Annotated in this window: 17 protein-coding genes, 1 tRNA gene and 1 pseudogene; 10 read left to right on the forward strand and 9 right to left on the reverse strand. The window is 58.2% G+C overall.

The window, feature by feature from the left end; translation table 11 throughout:
* Nucleotides 1-41: 41 nt before the first annotated feature.
* Nucleotides 42-440, reverse strand: coding sequence for a large-conductance mechanosensitive channel protein MscL (gene mscL, locus ACVWXZ_RS11265; RefSeq protein WP_457403127.1), 399 nt, complete (start codon nucleotides 438-440; stop codon nucleotides 42-44).
* Between the two features lie 244 nt (nucleotides 441-684).
* Nucleotides 685-2,121, reverse strand: coding sequence for a Fe-S cluster assembly protein SufB (gene sufB, locus ACVWXZ_RS11270; protein WP_414349663.1), 1,437 nt, complete (start codon nucleotides 2,119-2,121; stop codon nucleotides 685-687).
* 179 nt (nucleotides 2,122-2,300) lie between these two features.
* On the opposite strand from sufB, the gene sufR reads away from it, so the two are divergent.
* The 6 genes from sufR to ACVWXZ_RS11300 all read left to right on the forward strand — a co-directional run bounded on the left by sufR (nucleotide 2,301) and on the right by ACVWXZ_RS11300 (nucleotide 9,556).
* Nucleotides 2,301-3,017, forward strand: a complete 717-nt coding sequence (gene sufR, locus ACVWXZ_RS11275; RefSeq protein WP_457403128.1) for an iron-sulfur cluster biosynthesis transcriptional regulator SufR — start codon at nucleotides 2,301-2,303, stop codon at nucleotides 3,015-3,017.
* Between the two features lie 275 nt (nucleotides 3,018-3,292).
* Nucleotides 3,293-4,363, forward strand: coding sequence for a 3-deoxy-7-phosphoheptulonate synthase (locus tag ACVWXZ_RS11280; protein ID WP_457403130.1), 1,071 nt, complete (start codon nucleotides 3,293-3,295; stop codon nucleotides 4,361-4,363).
* A 141-nt stretch (nucleotides 4,364-4,504) separates the two neighbouring features.
* Nucleotides 4,505-4,951: a dihydroneopterin aldolase gene (folB, locus tag ACVWXZ_RS11285; protein ID WP_457395776.1), complete on the forward strand. Its 447-nt coding sequence runs from the start codon at nucleotides 4,505-4,507 to the stop codon at nucleotides 4,949-4,951.
* Nucleotides 4,952-4,981: 30 nt separating this feature from the next.
* The gene (gene miaE, locus ACVWXZ_RS11290; RefSeq protein WP_457482523.1) at nucleotides 4,982-5,563 is read left to right on the forward strand and encodes a tRNA isopentenyl-2-thiomethyl-A-37 hydroxylase MiaE; all 582 of its coding nucleotides are present in this window, start codon (nucleotides 4,982-4,984) and stop codon (nucleotides 5,561-5,563) included.
* Between the two features lie 33 nt (nucleotides 5,564-5,596).
* Nucleotides 5,597-6,946, forward strand: coding sequence for a sensor histidine kinase (locus ACVWXZ_RS11295; protein ID WP_457482524.1), 1,350 nt, complete (start codon nucleotides 5,597-5,599; stop codon nucleotides 6,944-6,946).
* Nucleotides 6,947-7,255: 309 nt separating this feature from the next.
* Nucleotides 7,256-9,556, forward strand: coding sequence for a DUF1796 family putative cysteine peptidase (locus ACVWXZ_RS11300; RefSeq protein WP_457482525.1), 2,301 nt, complete (start codon nucleotides 7,256-7,258; stop codon nucleotides 9,554-9,556).
* 121 nt (nucleotides 9,557-9,677) lie between these two features.
* Here ACVWXZ_RS11300 and ACVWXZ_RS11305 read toward each other — a convergent pair.
* Together ACVWXZ_RS11305 and lnt are read right to left on the reverse strand one after the other, a co-directional pair.
* Nucleotides 9,678-9,750, reverse strand: a tRNA-Thr gene (locus tag ACVWXZ_RS11305).
* A gap of 66 nt (nucleotides 9,751-9,816) precedes the next feature.
* Nucleotides 9,817-11,427, reverse strand: a complete 1,611-nt coding sequence (lnt, locus tag ACVWXZ_RS11310; protein WP_457482526.1) for an apolipoprotein N-acyltransferase — start codon at nucleotides 11,425-11,427, stop codon at nucleotides 9,817-9,819.
* 231 nt (nucleotides 11,428-11,658) lie between these two features.
* On the opposite strand from lnt, the gene ACVWXZ_RS11315 reads away from it, so the two are divergent.
* On the forward strand, nucleotides 11,659-12,195 hold the full coding sequence (locus ACVWXZ_RS11315) for an HNH endonuclease (RefSeq protein ID WP_011433030.1): 537 nt from the start codon (nucleotides 11,659-11,661) through the stop codon (nucleotides 12,193-12,195).
* A 9-nt stretch (nucleotides 12,196-12,204) separates the two neighbouring features.
* Here ACVWXZ_RS11315 and ACVWXZ_RS11320 read toward each other — a convergent pair whose 3' ends face one another.
* Together ACVWXZ_RS11320 and cysC are read right to left on the reverse strand one after the other, a co-directional pair.
* A complete protein-coding gene (locus ACVWXZ_RS11320) occupies nucleotides 12,205-13,140 on the reverse strand; it encodes an alpha/beta fold hydrolase (protein WP_011433031.1) in 936 nt (311 codons plus the stop codon).
* A gap of 96 nt (nucleotides 13,141-13,236) precedes the next feature.
* Nucleotides 13,237-13,764 carry an adenylyl-sulfate kinase gene (gene cysC / locus ACVWXZ_RS11325; RefSeq protein ID WP_414407107.1) on the reverse strand — a complete coding sequence of 176 codons (528 nt, stop codon included), beginning with the start codon at nucleotides 13,762-13,764 and terminating at the stop codon, nucleotides 13,237-13,239.
* A 154-nt stretch (nucleotides 13,765-13,918) separates the two neighbouring features.
* Here cysC and ACVWXZ_RS11330 point away from each other — a divergent pair, with 154 nt between their 5' ends.
* On the forward strand, nucleotides 13,919-15,184 hold the full coding sequence (locus tag ACVWXZ_RS11330) for an aspartate aminotransferase family protein (protein ID WP_011433033.1): 1,266 nt from the start codon (nucleotides 13,919-13,921) through the stop codon (nucleotides 15,182-15,184).
* On the opposite strand, the gene ACVWXZ_RS11335 is transcribed toward ACVWXZ_RS11330, so the two are convergent.
* Nucleotides 15,181-15,528: a hypothetical protein gene (locus ACVWXZ_RS11335; protein ID WP_457444358.1), complete on the reverse strand. Its 348-nt coding sequence runs from the start codon at nucleotides 15,526-15,528 to the stop codon at nucleotides 15,181-15,183. The two genes, ACVWXZ_RS11330 and ACVWXZ_RS11335, sit on opposite strands and share 4 nt — an antisense overlap.
* 243 nt (nucleotides 15,529-15,771) lie before the next feature.
* Here ACVWXZ_RS11335 and ACVWXZ_RS11340 point away from each other — a divergent pair, with 243 nt between their 5' ends.
* Together ACVWXZ_RS11340 and ACVWXZ_RS11345 are read left to right on the forward strand one after the other, a co-directional pair.
* On the forward strand, nucleotides 15,772-16,596 hold the full coding sequence (locus ACVWXZ_RS11340; RefSeq protein ID WP_011433035.1) for a creatininase family protein: 825 nt from the start codon (nucleotides 15,772-15,774) through the stop codon (nucleotides 16,594-16,596).
* Nucleotides 16,597-16,723: 127 nt separating this feature from the next.
* Nucleotides 16,724-17,038, forward strand: coding sequence for a hypothetical protein (locus tag ACVWXZ_RS11345; protein ID WP_414342116.1), 315 nt, complete (start codon nucleotides 16,724-16,726; stop codon nucleotides 17,036-17,038).
* Here ACVWXZ_RS11345 and ACVWXZ_RS11350 read toward each other — a convergent pair.
* Together ACVWXZ_RS11350 and ACVWXZ_RS11355 are read right to left on the reverse strand one after the other, a co-directional pair.
* The gene (locus ACVWXZ_RS11350) at nucleotides 17,035-18,285 is read right to left on the reverse strand and encodes an LL-diaminopimelate aminotransferase (RefSeq protein ID WP_011433036.1); all 1,251 of its coding nucleotides are present in this window, start codon (nucleotides 18,283-18,285) and stop codon (nucleotides 17,035-17,037) included. The genes ACVWXZ_RS11345 and ACVWXZ_RS11350 overlap by 4 nt on opposite strands.
* A gap of 97 nt (nucleotides 18,286-18,382) precedes the next feature.
* Nucleotides 18,383-18,549: pseudogene (locus ACVWXZ_RS11355) on the reverse strand (RNA-guided endonuclease InsQ/TnpB family protein); the annotation flags it as partial.

Genomic DNA, 18,549 nt, shown 5'->3' on the forward strand with positions numbered 1-18,549 from the left:
AAACCAGGTTCGGATTTTGGGTCTAAGGATCCCCTGTAGCTCTATTGGGAGCGGCGATTGAGGATGTCCCGAATTTCTGCCAGCAAGACCACTTCTGGTGGGGGCAATGTGGGAGGAGATTCTTCCTCCTTTCGCTGTAGGGTGTTGATCGCCTTCACCAGTAAGAAGATGGCAAAAGCGATAATCACAAAATCAAACACAGCTTGCAGAAAGCTACCGTAGTTAATCGTAACTGGGTCTTCAGGACTTCCACCGATTTTCCAGACCAAGTTCTGGAAGCTCACTCCACCAATCATCAAGCCTAAAACCGGAGTAAATAGATCTGCTACAAAAGAAGTCACAATCTTCCCAAAAGCACCTCCAATAACAACGCCAACAGCCAAATCTAAGGCATTGCCCCGGCTGATGAACTTTTTGAACTCCTCCAGAAATGCCCTCATGGGGAACTTCTCCTGCCTAGCCTTACGGTTCAAAACTCCTTGATTATCTCCTCTCCCCCCCTGCATCCATGCGCTGTTTGCAACGTCGCCAAGCCCTTGGGCCGCCTCTGGCTTCAGGGGATCACAGCCCTCTGCCTTGGGAGTTACCTAACCCCTTACCCTTCTCCTGAGAATGGCAGCGCCTGCTCCCACAGCGTGTCAGCGGCCTCGCCCACTTGCTCAGCTTCGCATTGGGAGCAATCCCCTAGCCGACGGATCCCTCTAACTTCAGGCTCAGCAATCGATCGGCTTCTACAGCAAACTCCATCGGCAGTTGGTTGAACACTTCTCGGCAGAAGCCGCTGATGATCATGGACACAGCATCTTCCGCAGAGATGCCGCGGGACTGGAAGTAGAACAATTGCTCTTCTCCAATCTTAGAGGTGGAAGCTTCGTGCTCCACTTTGGCGGTGTTGTTTTGCACCTCAATATAGGGGAAGGTGTTGGCGCTGCACTGATCCCCAATCAACATGGAATCGCACTGGGAAAAGTTGCGGGCACCTTCCGCTTTCGGCCCGATTTTGACCAGGCCGCGGTAGCTGTTTTTGGAGTGCCCAGCCGAGATCCCTTTGGAGATAATTTTGCTGCGGGTGTTGCGGCCCACGTGAATCATCTTGGTGCCGGTATCGGCCTGCTGGTAGTTGTTGGTGAGGGCAACCGAGTAAAATTCGCCCACCGAGTTTTCCCCCACCAACACGCAGCTAGGATATTTCCAAGTGATGGCGGAGCCGGTCTCCACTTGCGTCCAGGAGATCTTGGAGTTTGCCCCCTGACACAGGCCGCGCTTGGTTACAAAGTTGTAAATGCCCCCTTTGCCGTTTTCGTCGCCGGCATACCAGTTCTGTACCGTCGAGTACTTGATCTCGGCATTGTCTAGGGCAATTAACTCCACCACCGCCGCATGCAGTTGGTTGGTGTCGAACATGGGGGCAGTACACCCTTCCAAGTAGCTGACGTAGGATCCCTCGTCGGCAATGATCAAGGTGCGCTCAAACTGGCCCGATTCGCCGTTGTTGATGCGGAAATAGGTGGAAAGCTCCATGGGACAGCGCACCCCTTTGGGCACATAGACAAAGGATCCATCACTGAACACTGCCGAGTTCAGCGCCGCGTAGTAGTTATCAGCAATGGGAACCACACTGCCCAAGTACTTGCGCACCAGCTCCGGATACTCCCGCAGTGCCTCCGACATGGAGCAGAAGATCACGCCTTCCTTGGCCAGCTTCTCCCGGAAGGTGGTGGCCACCGAGACGCTGTCGAAAATGGCATCCACCGCCACATTGGCCAGCCGCTTCTGTTCAGACAAGGGGATCCCCAATTTCTCGAAGGTCTCCAACAGCACCGGATCCACTTCGTCCAGGCTCTTTTTCTTGGGCTGCACCTTGGGGGCCGAGTAGTAGACAATGTTTTGGTAGTCAATGGGCGGGTAGCTGACGTTGGGCCAGGTGGGCTCGCTCATCTTCAGCCACTGGCGGTAGGCCCGCAGCCGGAACTCTAGCATAAAGTCCGGCTCCCCTTTCTTGGCCCAGATCTGCCGAATCACCTCTTCGTTCAAGCCTTTGCCAATCGACTCAGAGGGGATGTCGGTTACAAAGCCGTACTTGTAGGGCTGGTTGACCAGGGCGCGGACGCTCGTAGACATGGATGGCTCTCGGGTAGTGACAGGGTAGAAACGCGACTAAGACAGATGGCCAAATAAAACAACAGAGTTGTTGTTTAACTGATCCTCAGGTTACTTTAGCAATGATCCCGTTGTCAAAATAGCAGAGAGCTGTGCTGGCAGCGGCAGCCGATTAACCCAGTCTAACCAGGAGGGCGAGGGTGGACAGCACGCGCAAGATCACCGGGCAGGTCGCTCAACCCGCTTCGAGTAAGCAGGCCATCTTGGTCTATCTGCGCAAGGCGGGGCAGGCCAACGCCCAAACTCTGGCAGAGCACCTGCGCATTTCTCCCCAGGCCATCCGCCGCCACCTCAAGGATCTGGAGGCAGAGGGGTTGATCCAACATATCGCTCAACCCAATGGCCTAGGCCGCCCCCAGCATCTCTATCAGCTCAGTCCCTTGGGAGAAGAGCAATTTCCCGCCAGCTACGATGAGTTTGCCCTTGGTCTGCTCAACACCCTGGCCGAAACCCTGGGCTCCGAGCAGATGGGATCCCTTCTCCACCACCAGTGGCAGCGCAAAGCCCGGGAGTATCAGGCCCAACTGGGATCCGGATCCCTGCGGGAGCGGCTGGAGCGCTTGGTGCAGTTGCGCCAGGCAGAGGGTTACATGGCGGAGTACTACCCCTATCCTGCCGACCTGACTGTGCCGCTAGCAGCAGAGGGATCCGAGCCTTACGTCGAGCAGTATGTGTTGGTTGAGCACAATTGCGCCATTGCTCAGATTGCCCACACCTTTCCCAGCGTCTGCGGCCACGAACTGGAGATGTTTGCTGCCGCCTTGCCCGATTGCCGGGTAGAGCGCATCACCTGGCAGGTGCAGGGAGAACACCCCTGCGGCTACTGGATTGCCAAGCCGGCGGCTCGGTCGACTTAAGACTTCCCCAGGAAACCGGATCCCTGAGGTGTCAAACGAGGTTTTTTCGGGTATAGTTATCTCGTACAGGTTTTAAGTTTGTTCTCCGCATGGTCTGGCGCGCTTCCTTTTTTGGCTACTTTAGCTTTCCCTGGCAACGACCAGGGCAGAAGGGTGGCGCGTAAACTAAAGACCTAGGTTTACCCGAGTCAGTCCTGAAGCCCTGAGCCCAGCGCCAGGGCTTTTTTGATGGCTCGACGACCCCATCCACCCACTTGCACACTAAGGACAGTTCCATGCCCCCCCAAACCGACAATTGCAATATCCAAGAGGTGACTCCCTTGATTGCCCCTGCTGCTGTCAAGGCCAAGCTGCCCCTTACGGAAACGGCAGCCCAGGTGGTGCTCTCCACTCGGCAAGCCATCCGCGACATCATCCACGGACGGGATCTCCATCGCTTGGTGGTGATCGTCGGCCCCTGTTCCATCCACGATCCCGCAGCGGCTCTGGAGTATGCCCATCGCCTCAAGCGGGTGGCCGACCAAACTCGGGAGCACCTGGTGATCGTTATGCGCACGTATTTTGAGAAACCCCGCACCACGGTGGGCTGGAAGGGCCTGATCAACGATCCCCACCTGGATGGCTCCTGCGACATTGCCACCGGCCTGCAACTGGCCCGTTCCATTCTCCTGCAGATCAACGAGCTGGGCCTGGCCTGTGCTACCGAGATGCTGGATCCGGTGACCCCTCAATACACGGCGGATCTGGTGAGCTGGGCGGCCATTGGCGCCAGAACCATCGAAAGCCAAACTCACCGGGAAATGGCCAGCGGTCTCTCCATGCCTGTGGGCTTCAAAAACGGCACCGATGGACGGCTGGAAATCGCTCTCAATGCCATCCTCTCCGCCAGCCATCCCCACAGTTTCTTGGGCATTGGCCAAGATGGCATGACGGCTCTGGTGAAAACCACCGGCAACCCGGATCGGCACATCGTGTTGCGGGGGGGAGGGGGCAAGACCAACTACGGCCCGGAAGATGTGGCGCGGGCGGCACTGCTGATGAAGGATCAAGGGATCCCTCGCTCGGTGATGGTGGACTGCTCCCATGACAACTCCCACAAAAATTACCGCAACCAGGGATCCGTCTGTCGGGCGGTGCTACAGCAGTACCAGGCGGGGCAGCGGGCTCTGATGGGGCTGATGCTGGAGAGCAACCTCTATCCGGGCAAGCAAACCTGGCAGGAAGGGGCGCCGCTCCAGTACGGGGTTTCCATCACCGATGGCTGCATCGGCTGGGAAGAGACGGAAGATCTGTTGTGGGAGATGGCAGCGACCGTAGAGGGAAGAGCGTTGGCCCTCAGCCGCTGAGGGACGGGGATCCCGGAGTTTGTTAAAGAATCAAAAAGGAAATGGGAACAGGGGGCAACCGGCTCCTAAGGTCGAGCCAAGGTTTCGTTGTTTCGTCAGGCCCTGTGGGATGGGGTCTCCAGGTCGAGCTGGGAGGTTGTGATGGAGCTACAGATCCCCACCAGTGTCAGCAGCAACAGTCAGCAGCCCTATCCAGATCCCGATCGGATCCCTCGGCGACCCCCCGAGCAGTTGCGGGATCGGCTGATCGTCTCCGGCCTGCGCTACTACGGTTATACCGGTTTTGATGAGGCGGAACGGGCTTTGGGGCAATGGTTTGAGGTGGATTTCGAGTTGTGGGCGGATCTGCGCCCGGCTGCTCTCAGCGGCCAACTGTGTGATAGCCTCGACTACCGTTCTGCAGTGGCCGGGATTGCGGAACTGGTGAAAAGCAATCAGTTTGTGCTGATCGAGAGCTTGGCGGAGGCGATTGCCGAAATGGTGCTGCGGGAGACAGGGGCCAGCAAAGCTAAGATCCGATTGACCAAGTGTCATCCCCCGATCCCGGAGCTGACGGGGCGGGTTACTGTGGAGATTGTTCGTCCCTAGAACTTCTCTTAACCCTTTCCTACCGACCCTGTGCTTGCTCTAGAACTCGCCTCTCCTACCTCTAAGGACTGGATCGACCAGGCCATCCGGCACATCGATCTGGTCTTGCTAGACCACGCCAATTGTGAGAAAAAAGCAGCGGGCAACGCCCTCAGTCTGCTCTTTCGCTACCCGGCTAATGGGCGTTTGGTGGAAACCCTCTCGCCGCTGGCGCGGGAGGAGCTGCAGCATTTTGAGCGGGTGCATCGCCACCTGCAACGGCTGGGGATCCCCATCAAGCCCTTGTCGGCTGCTCCCTATGCCGCTCGCCTAAACCAACACCTGCGCCGCTCTGAGCCGGAACATCTGTTGGATGCCCTGCTGGTGGCTGCCATCATCGAGGCCCGCAGCCACGAACGCTTGGGCCTGTTGGGGATCCACGCGCCCGACCCAGAGCTGCGGCAGTTTTATCTCTGGCTGGCGGCTGCGGAGGAGCGCCATTGGCAGCTTTATTTGGATTTGGCCTTGGATCAGTTCCCTGCCGATCAGGTGCAGGAGCGGCTCAAGACTCTGCTCCAGGTGGAAGCCGAGATCCTCTCCACCCTTCACCCCGAACCCCGTGTTCACAGCTAGCCCCACTCCGTTTCCCCCCGCGGTGCAGCTCCCATGTTTCAAGCGACGCGGCAGTGGTTGGCCTTCTGGTATACAACGGTTACGGCAGTGTTGCTGCTGTTGTTTGCCGGCAGCTTCTATTGGTACGTGCAGTCAACCCTGATTGAACGGGTGGACGATACCCTTGGCCATGTGGTGGAAATTGTCGAGCGGTCTTTGGTGGTGGATGAGAGCCTCTTGGATCCGCAGCAGGCCCGCCGCAGCTTAGAGGCCAGCTTTCGGGATGATCCCAGCACCCTAGAGGACGATCACATCGACTTGGAGTGGTTCGGCCCTCAGGGAACGCTCATCTGGTCCACGGTACCCGGCGGGATCCCTGCCCCCCTGTTGACCGAGGGATCCCTGCACACTGCCCGTATCGCCCCTGGGTATTGGCTGCGCCAGTTCACCGAGCCGATTGTGGCCGGTGGGAAGCTGCTGGGCTATCTGCGGGTCAGCCATCCCTGGTTTGAGGTGAGCAAGCCAACGCGACAGTTGATCCGGGATCTTTCCCTGTGGGTGGTGGCCGGTTTGACGGGTGTGGGGGCCATTGGCTGGATGCTCTCCGGCCTGGCCATGCAGCCCATCCGGCAGTCTTATCAGCAGCTCAAGCAATTTACCGCCGATGCCTCCCACGAGCTGCGCAGCCCCTTGGCCAGCATCCAAACCGCGGTACAGGTGGCTTTGGCGGATTCCCAATTGGATGCCGACACCCGGCAGCGCTGGCAGATGGTGGAGCGGTTGTGTTTACGGCTGGGTCGTCTGGTGGATGACCTGCTGTTTCTGGCCCGCCACGACAGCGGTATGGTGCCTTTCCAACCCCGTTGCTGTGCGCTGGATGCTCTGCTGCTGCAGGTGGTGGAAGAGCTGCAGGGCTTGGCCAACCAAAAGCAGATCCGCTTGCAGCTGGAGATTGCTGCCCCTGAGAGCGGGACGGAACCTTCTCCCGCCCAGGTGGATCCCTTCGGTTTTTGGGGAGATGAAGATCAATTGGCCCGCCTGTTCACCAACCTGATTGAAAACGCCCTTCTCCACACTCCCCCGCAAGGAGAGGTGCAGGTGAGGCTGGAACAACGGCTGCGCTCCGGATCCCCAGAGCTGGTGGTACGGGTACAAGATACCGGGCCAGGGATCCCCCCCCAGGCTCTGCCCCATGTGTTCGATCGCTTTTATCGGGTAGATCCGGCTCGCAGCGGGGATCCCGGTCGCCTCTCGGGGTCAGGTTTGGGGCTGGCGATCGTCAAAAGCATTGCCCAACAGCATCAAGGTCAGGTGCAGGTGGAGAGTAAGCTGGGCCAGGGATCCAGCTTTGAAGTTATTTTGCCCCAGCGGCAGTTGGAAACCTGTACCCCAGAGAGGGTCTGAAAGTGCTCTGGAAAACAGACAGTCCTCGGTCAATATGCTAGCTTTAAGCCGAAAATTGACTTGGTTTTTATTCAGAACCGTATTGGCCCGGTTGAACTGAATTTCTGGGTGTCAAAGACCTTCTCTTAACCTTTGCTTTCCAGATTTAAGAATCTCTCTTTTTCCCCGATAAAACAGCAGAGATGGGATCGGATCCCAGGCTCTTGCCCTTCTCAGCCGGCTGCTGAGCTGTTGATTGGGTGATGAGTGAGTGCAGTCCGCCCGCGCAGCCCCACAATTTCCCATTGAATCCTGTGCCAGGAAAACGTTATGTATCGCTTCCAGGTTCGTGCCATCACCCAGCCGGGCGAGCGAATTGCCTTGGTGGGATCCAGCGCAAAATTGGGCTCCTGGGATCCCTGCCATTGTATTTGGCTGCAGACGGATCCCGCTCATTATCCGCTGTGGTGGGTAGAGTTGCCGTTGAGCCCAGCAGACGGCGCGCCCGGCCCGCTGTTACCCTACAGTGGATGTTTAAAAGAAACTCCTCGAGTGGAGTACCGATATCTGCGCGTGCAAGCCGGTGGGCAAGTGATTTGGGAATCCGCCGATGTCAATCGCTGGGTGCCCCTTGAGCCGGAACCTTTGCCGGCAGTTTTAATTGTTGAGGATGGAGAGTTTGGCCGGATCCCTGCCTATCCTTACGGCTATTTTGCCGATCCCATTCCTGAGGTCGAACCGGAAAATCCGCAAGGGCTAAAAGTCGTCATTTTGGGCAGCTCCGTTGCCCTGGGGTGCAGCGCTTGGCTGTTGCGAGGTTGGGCTTGGCTGTTGCAGAAAGCTCTACAAGAGCGCTATGGCCATCAAGTGCGAAATCTCTCCCAATTGGGGGCCAATGTCAGCCGAACTCTGTTGCGGTTTGAGCAGGCGGTGATCCCTGAACGTCCTGATGTCGTTATTGTTGCCCTGTCCTTGGGAAATGAAGGCTTGGTATCGGCCTTGCCCCAGCATCGCCGCGCCCTGCAGAGACGGTTTGAAAACGGCCTGCGGCGGTTAATTCAGCGAATTCAAGACATTGGAGCCTTGCCAGTTCTGGGAGGGGTTTATCCCCATGCAAACTACGGCCCAGAACAGCATCTTCTTTTGCAAGAAACTCAGCAAAGAATGCTCAGCTGGGGATGCCCTGTGTTCAATTGGCTGCCTCATTTGGAAGATGGACAGGGCCGCTGGAAACCAGACCTTGCTTTTGACCCAGCTCACCCCAATTCCAAGGGTCATCAGGTCATGTTTGAGGCCATCGATCTCTCTCTTCTGGATCCCGGCCAAGTTAGTTCAGCTCGTAGAAAGCTTGCTCAACCCGTTGGAGAACGGGTCGTTTTTGCAGATGAGCATGGTTTTTGGGTGACTGCAGAAACAGGCAAAAACCAATTTCGCATCGTGAATATAACTCCCTACCCTTATACCATCACGCCCACTTGGCAACCTTTGCAAGCCGCTTTCCAAAAAGCAGGTCTACAGCCGGGTCTGTATATTGGCAAAAGCGATGAAAGGCTAGGGGATGCTACCTTATATTCCCTTTCCGTACAAGAAGATGGTTCGGTGCAAACCACCCTCTCCATTCCTGCGGATGCCGATCTTGTCTTCTCCCCAGTAGCCCAGTTCTTTTCCTCGGAATCAGTAGAAACGATCTTCGAGGATGGATCGTTGATCCTTCTCAAGCTCAGTGGATCCTCAGAAGGCTCTTCTAATCCCATGCCTCGCCTGTGCGTGATCAACCAGAGCAGTCACGAGTACAACATCCACCCCATGTGGAAGGAAGTGCGGGCCGCTCTCAAAGCCATGCCAGCGGGTGTTTATGAAGATCCGAGCCACCGCGAAGCTCTCTTCCGAACCCTGATGATCGGGGAAGGTGGCCTCGAAAGTCGGGTAAAGGCTGCTCCCGAATCGGTCATGCTGCTGGAATACACCTGCAAATTATCCGATATTCATCGTGTTGTCATTGTGCCGTTAGGGGATCGCTGCGCGGTGCGAATGCTGCTCTACAAGTTGGAATATGACGGGCCTGCCTTTCCTTTTGATTTGACACGCACCAGCAATTTGGCTGATGTGGCCGATATGATCCACAACGAGTTTCAGGGCATGTGGGATCCGCAATATTTACACTACAGCCCTGAAGATAGGCGAATTTACCACAGCAAGTGGACGGGCCTCTCTTTTGGCCATGAAGTGGAAGAGGGGGAAGATCCACTTCAGAATATGGATCCCATCCATGAGCGAATGCGAACTCGCTACACTGCTCGCGCCAAGCGTTTTATGTATGTTTTGGAAAAAGCCGATAAAGTCTTGTTTGTGCGCACAGGGGGTTGCCAGCGAGAGGCCGTTGTTGACTTAATGGATAAGCTGGCGGCTAAGCGCAGGGGCAAGCCTTTTCTGCTGCTGATTGTTTCTCCTCAGTCTTCTGATGAGTTTGCCGGGATCCCCAATGTTATCCATTATGAGATGGAGTTAAATCCCGACCGCATGTGTGCAGATCCTGAGCATTGGAAGTACTGCACAGGGGTAATGAGAGATATCCTCCATTCTTTGGGGGTCTCTACCCGAAATCTTTTCTGGTGCCCTCCACAACTGTAGCCGTTCCAAGGTTTCACTGCAATTCGAAAGAATGATCGCTGCTGCCCAAACGCTCCGCGCCGCTTCCGCGACCACCCCCAACTCTTCTCCCAAAGGGACTCTGAGGTGTTCAACTCCAGAAAGCTGATGATCGGACTCGAACCGACGACCTGCTCATTACGAGTGAGCTGCTCTACCAACTGAGCTACATCAGCAGGGCTTTGAAGTGAGGACTGGATAGGAGAATCCGCAGACCCACCGGTGGGCCTATCGATTCTAACTCATCCTTGCCTTGCTCGGGATCCCCAGCGCCATAGCCCCAAAGATAGCCCCAACGTCAGCCACGCCAGCCAATCCCCCGCGCGATTGTAGAAAGTTGTCTCAGAACGCCGCTTCACTTCTCCCGTAATCACCCCCCGCTGAAAGATGGGGCCAACCTGCTGGAGCCGACCTGAGGGATCCACCACCAGATTGCCGCCTGTGTTATTGACAAACACCACGCCCCGCCGATTTTCCACAGCCCGGAAAACCGAGAGCTGGCCATGCAACATCGGCCAGTGGCTATTACCAAACCAGCTATCATCCGAAATCACGATCAAAGACTCGGCGCCGCGACGGGTTAAAGTTCGGCTGGGCGCAGGCAAGACGCTCTCCAAGCAGATCATCACCCCCAAAGGCCCGAAAAGCTCCCCTCCGTCCAGAGGCCGATAGCCATCGGGTGAAGGCACGTAGCGCCCCGACTCGAAATAGGGAAAGATCCACTGCTTGCCAAACCCATCCAGCAAGTTGCCCCGGGCGTCAAACAACAGGGCCGTGTTAAAAAATCGCTGCTCTGGCTCCGGCAAATGGGCTGTGCGGGGATCCGGCTCTGTTGCCCCCGTAATCAAAGCGCCTTCCGGCGGCAGAATCGCTTGCATCGGCTCGATCACGTAAGGCTCTAGGCCGGTATTCAGCAGCCGTGCCCGCAGCGCCCCCTCCGGCCAAACCACCAACTGTGCCCCAGCAGCCACCCCCTGGGCAGAAAGCTGATGCAGCTCCCGGTAGCGCTCCAGGCGGTAGTTCCAACTGCGATCGGCTTCCAGCCAAGCCACCTGCTGCACCGCCGCCACCCGAAAGTCAGGATCCCTGTTTTCGACGGCCAAGGCATCGAAGTAAGCCAGGCGCACGCTTCCATAAGCCAAGACCAGCCCTGTCAGCCCCAGGCCGCAGGCAAGCGTACTCCAGAAATCTCTGTTCCTGAGCATCTCACCCAAAACGTTTCTCAGGGATCCCCCAGCCGCCTGCCACCGGCTAGAAATCTGCCTGGCCATCTGCCAAAGAACCCCATTGACGAACACGGCATAGAAGGTAACCCCCCAGATCCCCGTAACATCGGCTACTTGGATCCCGAGGGGCCAGTCGAACAACAGGGATCCCCAGTGGAAAGGGATGGGCCACCAGAGCAAGCCCAACAGCCCATCCAAGCCTGTCCAGACCGTGGCCAAGCCCAGCGGACGTGCCCAAGCCGGCAGGGGGCGGCTCAGCTCCAAACTGAGGAGCGTAGCAGTGGTGAAAAAGAGGGGGATCAGGGGAGCCACCACCACGCCCCCCAGGATCTCCCAGGCGCTCAACACCTTAACCGAGAAGGGATCCACCCAGAAGGCATACAGGCAAACCCAAAACCAGAGGCCATAGGCCAAACGCCACCGCGCCCACCCTTGCCGTTGCTCGCACAGGCCAAACAGCAGGGCTAAGCCCAGCAGCGCTCCCGGAAACCAGTGCCACCAGCGGTTGGGGGATCCCAGACAAAGCAGCGCAATGGCCAAACCCATCAGCCAGCGGGATCCCTCGCCTGGATTTCTCTTTTGGGGCAGATCCTGCTGTTGAGTTGAAGATTTCAGTTCCGGCTTCATCACCTCAATAAAGTTCAGCCTATTCGGGAAACCCCACCTAATGCCCCAGGATCAACACGCCCTTGCCGGCAGGTCTTTTCCAGAGTAGCGCTCTCGCAGCAGCCGGGAATATCTCCTGGAGCACAGAACTCCTACTGCTTGAATCTAAAGCTGTGTTAACATTTTGCATAACTTCAGGGGGCTGGCGCCTTCCGGCTTGGGTTAGGGATCCCGTCAGCGGTGCGCGGCACTATGGGCAAAGTTTTGGTTTTGAATGCCTCCTACGAGCCGCTCAACATCACCAGTTGGCGCAGGGCGGTCGTTCTTTTGCTCAAGGGCAAGGCCGAGCAAATTGAGCACAATGGCCGAGTGGTGTACGGCAACATTCCTTTGCCCACCGTCATTCGCCTGCGCCACTATGTCCACGTTCCCCACAAGGAGATCCCGCTTACGCGCCGCAACGTCCTCTACCGGGATGGGCATCGTTGTCAGTACTGCGGCTGCTTCGGCGAAGATCTCACCCTGGATCACGTGATCCCTCGGTCTCGTGGCGGCGGGGATACTTGGGAAAATGTGGTCAGTGCCTGTGTGCGCTGCAACGTGAAAAAAGGGAACCGCACCCCCCGCGAAGCCGGTATGCCCCTGCTGCGCCAACCCCGCCGTCCCCACAGCACTCTTTACTTTGAAATCTCCAAAGCCGTCGGCAGTGGTTCCCATCGAGAATGGTCTAAGTACACCATCGGCCTAGAAGGGGATCCCCAGGAGGAATTGTTGGACAGCCCAAGCTAGACGGGCCGCCTAGGGATGGACTTCCGATACAGGGGCAGCTTTGGAAATGGGGGGAGAAGTGGTGGCTGGGATCCCGGTCTCGATCCACCGGTGAATCAGGGCATTGACCTCTTCGGGGCGCTCATCGTGGGGGCAGTGGCCAGCCTCCAGGAAGTATTCCACTGCTTGAGGGTAGTGGGCCCGGTACAGCTTAGAGCGTTCCCGAGCCCGCATCCAGGGATCCCGTTCTCCCCAGATCAACAACAGCGGGCGCACCAAGCTGCACAGCAGCTCATCTACATAGCGTCCCTTCTGCCCACCTCGCATCAAGGCCACAAACACATCGGCAGCCCCCGGATCCTGGGTGGGGCGATGGATGGCCTCGACCAGCTGATCGGTCACGGCTGCCGGGTCGTAGTAAACCTGCTTCAGCTTGGCTCGGATCACGTGCGGCTGCCGCAAATACTGAAACAGCAGGTAAGACACCAGGCGCTGGCGCAGGCCCCAGCCCACCAATCCGCCTATCCATTGCCGCCATCCGGTCGGGGATCCCTTGAGGGTGGAAAACCCACCTGCCCCATTCAAAAGCACCACGCCCCGCACCCACTCCGGCCACTCCGCCGCAAAACTGAGCACCACATAGCCGCCCAGGGAGTTGCCGATCCCCACCACAGGCCGACGGATTACCTGTTGGCAAAAGTCCCGCAGCTGATCCCGCCAGATTTCGGCGCGGTAGTCCCAGTTGGGCTTGGCGGAGCGACCGAAACCCAGCAAATCGATGGCGTACACCTGATAATGTTGAGCCAATTCGGGAATGTTCTTGCGCCAGTGGTCGGTGGAGGCTCCAAAGCCGTGCACCAGAAGCAGAGGCTGCCCCTGCTCACCCTGTTTGACGTAATGAACTGACTGCCCCCGCCAGATCCACTGCGCCGAAATGGGAGTGGCCGATGCCGATGTCGAAGCCATAGGAGTTGCTTGTAAGCCTTTCTTAATTCTAGGTTCTTTGCAGCTACTCCGGGGGGAAGCCCACCCTCTACGGGCAACGTAAGAGCAGGGGGCCTGTTAGACATAACCTCTGCTTTTTAGGCTTTGTATCACCAGGTCAATACATTCGGAGATGCTTTGCTCGGCAGTTTTGCACACCACCTCCGGCTGTTCCGGCGGCTCGTAGGGATCGTCAATACCGGTAAAGTGCTGGATTAAGCCTGCCCGCGCCTTTCGATAGAGGCCCTTCACATCCCGACGTTCGCACACCTCCAAAGGGGCATCCACAAAGACTTCGATAAAGCTGCCAATATACTGCCGTACCTCCTGCCGTGCTGCCCGATAGGGGGAAATGGCCGACACCAGCACAATCACCCCGTGCCGAGTCAGCATCTCCGCCACAAAGCCGATGCGGCGAATGTTCTCCTCCCGATCCACTTTGCTGAAGCCCAGACCCTTGGTGAGATGTTGCCGCACCAGGTCCCCATCGAGCACTTCCACCGGCAGCCCCCAAGCGCGCAACTGCTGGGCCACGCCGCAGCTCAGGGTGGTTTTGCCCGCCCCGCTCAATCCCGTAAACCAGACCGTTACCCCCCGCCGCGACATCTGTCTGTTTGCTTCTGTCTGTTTGCTGTGGATCCCTGAATCTTTGGCCCCGCCAGAATATCATCTCCAAAGCAGGGTGGTACACTCGAAACACGGCTTGCGCCAGCCCCAAAGCGCTCCGCGCCGCCAACACGACAGCAATCTTTTACCGGCCATGTCTCCTCTAACTTCGCCTCTTGCCAGTGCCCCCTCGGGATCCCCGACAACTGCCGAGCTGTTTGCCGAGCATGTGATGGCCACCTATGGGCGCTATCCCCTGACCTTGGTGCGCGGGCAGGGGTGTCGGGTTTGGGATGAGCAGGGGCGCGAGTACCTGGACTTTGTGGCCGGCATTGCCACCTGTACCCTGGGGCATGCCCACCCGCTGTGGATTCAGGCGCTCACCGAGCAGGCACAACAGTTGCACCATGTTTCCAACCTTTACTACAACCAGCCGCAGGCACAACTGGCTCAATGGCTGACCCAGCACTCCTGTGCCGACAAGGTGTTTTTCTGCAACTCAGGGGCGGAAGCCAATGAGGGAGCCATTAAGCTGGCTCGCAAGTATGCCCACACGGTGCGCGGGATCCAAGATCCGATGATCCTCACCGCCCATGCCAGCTTCCATGGCCGCACCCTGGCCACCATTACCGCCACCGGCCAGCCCAAATACCAAAAAGACTTTGCCCCTCTGGTGCCCGGCTTTGATTACGTTCCCTACAACGACATCGAGGGCACAGCAGCGGTGTTGGAGCGCTGGGGCGAGCGGGTGTGTGCCGTGCTGTTGGAGCCGTTGCAGGGGGAAGGGGGGGTTGTGCCGGGGGATCCCGCCTATTTTCAATGGTTGCGCCGGATCTGCAGCGAGCGGGGCATTCTGCTGATTTTGGATGAGGTGCAGGTGGGCATGGGCCGTACTGGCATGCTGTGGGGCCACTGTAACCTGGGGGTGGAGCCGGATGTGTTCACCTTGGCCAAGGGCCTGGCCGGTGGGATCCCCATCGGGGCCTTGTTGGCGAAAGACTTTTGCGCCGTGTTTCAGCCGGGGGATCACGCCAGCACCTTTGGGGGCAACCCCTTGGCTTGTGCGGTGGGCCTGGCGGTTTGCCGCACGCTAATGTCGGAGAGTTTGGTTTGGAATGCCCAGCAGACAGGGGTGTATCTGCGTCAGGGGCTGTCCCGCTTGGCGGAGCAGTTTCCGCAGCTCGTTGAGCAAGTGCGGGGCTGGGGCCTGATTCAGGGCTTGGTGGTGCGCATCCCGGCGGCTGAAGTGGTCAAGGCAGCCATGGACTGCGGGCTGTTGTTGGTGCCGGCAGGATCCCAGGTGGTGCGCTTTGTGCCCCCCTTGATCGTCACCCCGGCAGAAATTGACGCGGCTCTAGCGATGTTGGCATCGGCTTTGCAAAGGTTGGCCGCCTCCCTTGGCCATTCCGGGGCAGCCTAGCCTCGCCAGACTTGCCGCAGAAATGCCTGCAACTGCTGTCGGGCAGGGAGCTCGTGGGGAGCGGGATCCCTTGCCTGTTCCAGAAGGGGCAATACCTCCTCCGCATAGGCCGGAACAAAGCCGGCAGCAGGCCAGAGCAAATCCGAGGTGGCCCGCAGGTTGAAGACTTGGGATCCCTGCCTGAGCAAGAGAGGTCGCACCCAGAGCAATGCTGGGGATCCCGCCGCAAGATTGTGGAGAGAAGCCTGAATCAGCTCCACATAGAGGGTGGCTTGCGGCCCTGGCAGGGCGAGGATGGGACGGGGTGAGGGTGGAGTGCTGCCCACCTCCACCGGGGCAGGCAAAGGGCGGCTTCTGAAAGGGATATTCTCCACAGAGCCACATCGGGCGGGCAAACGAGGCAACAGGGTCATGCAATCGTTAACTGAAGACGATATGGACTGTACTGATCCTAATCGATGGCCTCCTTACTTTTCTTTGGCAGGCGGGTTGGCCGGGGATCCCGTCTTTGCGGGCATTTCGTGAACCCGATTTTGTGGCATGGTGCTAGGTAGCTTTCTGATCAAACTTGAACGGATCCCGCCATGATGCACACTTTTGTCCCGCCCCACCGCTTTTTCCCCTACCTGACCTGGACGGAGATCCAGGCCATGCCCGACAAAGAGAACGTGGTGATCATTCAGCCGGTTGCCTCAATCGAGCAACATGGGCCCCACCTGCCCCTGGTGGTGGATGCCTGCATCGGCACGGCGATCATTGGGCGCGCCATGGAGAAGCTGGAGCCTGAGATCCCGGCCTATGTTTTGCCCACCCAATGTTACGGCAAAGCCAACGAGCATTGGCATTTCCCCGGCACCATTACCCTCTCGGCTCAAACCCTGATGGCGGTGCTGACAGAAGTGGCAGAGAGCATCTACCGAGCTGGGTTTCGCAAGCTGGTGTTCCTCAATTCCCACGGTGGCCAGCCACAGGTCCTGGAGATTGTTGCCCGCGATCTGCACCAGAAGTATGAAGATTTCATGCTGTTTCCGGTGTCGGTCTGGCGCGTTCCCCACGAAGGACGAGAGCTGTTTACCGAGAAAGAACGGGAATTGGGCATTCACGCCGGCGATGGGGAGACCAGTATGCTGATGCACCTTTTGCCGGACACGGTGCGAACCGACCGATTGGTCTGCGAATATCCCCACGATCTGCCGGAAAACAGCCTGCTCAGCATGGAAGGGCGGATCCCTTTCGCTTGGGCAACTCGCGATCTCACCCAGAGCGGAGTTTTGGGCGATGCCACCGCCGCCACGCCGGAGAAAGGCAAAGTTTTGGTGGAGTCCATGTCTGACGGCTGGGTGCGGCTGATCCGAGATCTGCACCGGTTCCAGCAGCCCAAGGCTTGGCGCAAAGCCCCGCTGCTGGTCTAGGGATCCAGGCAAAAGACCTACGGCCTGCTTTGTGAAAGGCTTTCGCCAGAACTGGCCGACCAAGATACGACCTGCTGACGCGATCAGGGCAGCTTTTTGCTGGGCTGCTGCAAACTCTATTTGCCCAATGGGAAAGGGTGATACCTTGGCCCCAGAACACACCCGTTCTGGTGGAAATGGGGTGGATTTGGGCAAAGTTCACCTGGCCACTGCCCATGAGGGTATGGATATCTTCATCGCTAACGGTCAGGAGCTGCAGTCGAAGCGGCAGTACCCGGAAAGCCGAAGGGGAAGCTGGCCCAGTTGCTGCGTTGCAGGCAAAAGGGTTCGCGGCGGTATCGCCGACTGGTTCGTCATCTTTCCTGTCGGGCCCAAGCTGTTCGCCTCTGGCGGCGGGGAGCGCTTGAAAGAATCCTCGCCCTCTGGGTCAAGACTCAATTAACCAACGGCTCCAGCCCCCGCAAACACGCTGCCAATGCGGCGCATTGCCTCTTCCACGTTGGCGCGGCTGTTGAAAGCGGACAGGCGCAGATAGCCCTCTCCGGCGCTGCCGAAGCCAGAGCCAGGGGTACCCACCACATGGCAGGTGTGCAGCAGCTTGTCAAAAAACTCCCAACTGCTCAGCCCATCGGGTGTTTTCACCCAGACGTAGGGGGCATTCACGCCGCCATAGACTTGGATCCCCACTTCGGCCAACTGCTGGCGAATGATGCGGGCATTTTCCAGGTAAAACTGCACCAGACCTTGCACCTGCGCTTGCCCCGCTTCGGAATAGACCGCCTCCGCCCCCCGCTGCACAATGTAGGACACCCCGTTGAACTTGGTGGATTGACGGCGATACCACAAGCTCCACAGATCCACCCAGGATCCATCGGCAGCTTGCCCCCGCAAAGACTTGGGCACCACCGTAAAGGCACAGCGGGTGCCGGTAAACCCAGCGGTTTTGGAAAAGGAGCGGAACTCGATGGCACATTCCCGCGCCCCTGGAATCTCGTAAATGGAGTGGGGGATCCCGGGCTCGGTGATATAGGCTTCGTAGGCGGCATCGAACAGGATCAGGGAGCCGTGGGCACGGGCATAGTCCACCCAGTTTTGCAGATGCTCCCGTGTGGCCACTGCGCCTGTGGGGTTATTGGGGAAGCAGAGGTAGATCACATCCACCTTTTGGCTGGGCAGGCTGGCGGTGAAGTGATTTTCGGCAGTGATGGGCAGATAGACCAGGCCCTCGTATTCGCCGCGTTCGTTGGCCGGCCCCGTATGGCCCGCCATCACGTTGGTGTCCACATAAACCGGATAGACAGGATCCGTGATGGCGATGGTGTTGTCGTGGCCGAGGATATCCAGGATGTTGCCGCAATCGCACTTGGAGCCATCGGAGACGAAGATCTCGGAAGCGTCGATATCGCAGTTGCGGGCCTGGAAGTCGTGCCGGGCAATGGCCTGGCGCAGCCACTCGTAGCCCTGCTCTGGCCCATAGCCGCGAAAGGTGGCCCGTTCCCCCATTTCCTCCACCGCCCGGATCATGGCCGTTCGACAGGCTTCCGGCAGCGGCTCGGTGACATCGCCAATGCCCATTTTGATAATTTGAGCTTCGGGATGGGCGGTGGCAAAAGCCTGCACCCGCCGGGCGATCTCGGGAAAGAGATAGCCGGTCTTGAGCTTGAGGAAGTGGTCGTTGATCCTGGCCATGGAGGTTTGCCGAAGAGGAGGTCATCGGCTTTTCAGTGTAGCTGTTCGCGCTAGCGGGACGGAGTCCTTAGCCGGTTCCGGGCCAGAACTGATACATTTACGCTGAACACTGCTGACCATTACTGCTCAACGGTGAAGCGATAGCATTCTGTCCGTTTCCAAACAGAACGGCGGTATCCCGCAAAGCTCTGAGCATAACACCCAGAGCGCCTTGCCAATCTCGTGGTAGCCTATGGCTGCACTTTGGGCATCTAAACACCTTTG

The sequence above is a fragment of the Thermostichus sp. MS-CIW-38 genome (assembly GCF_054058415.1).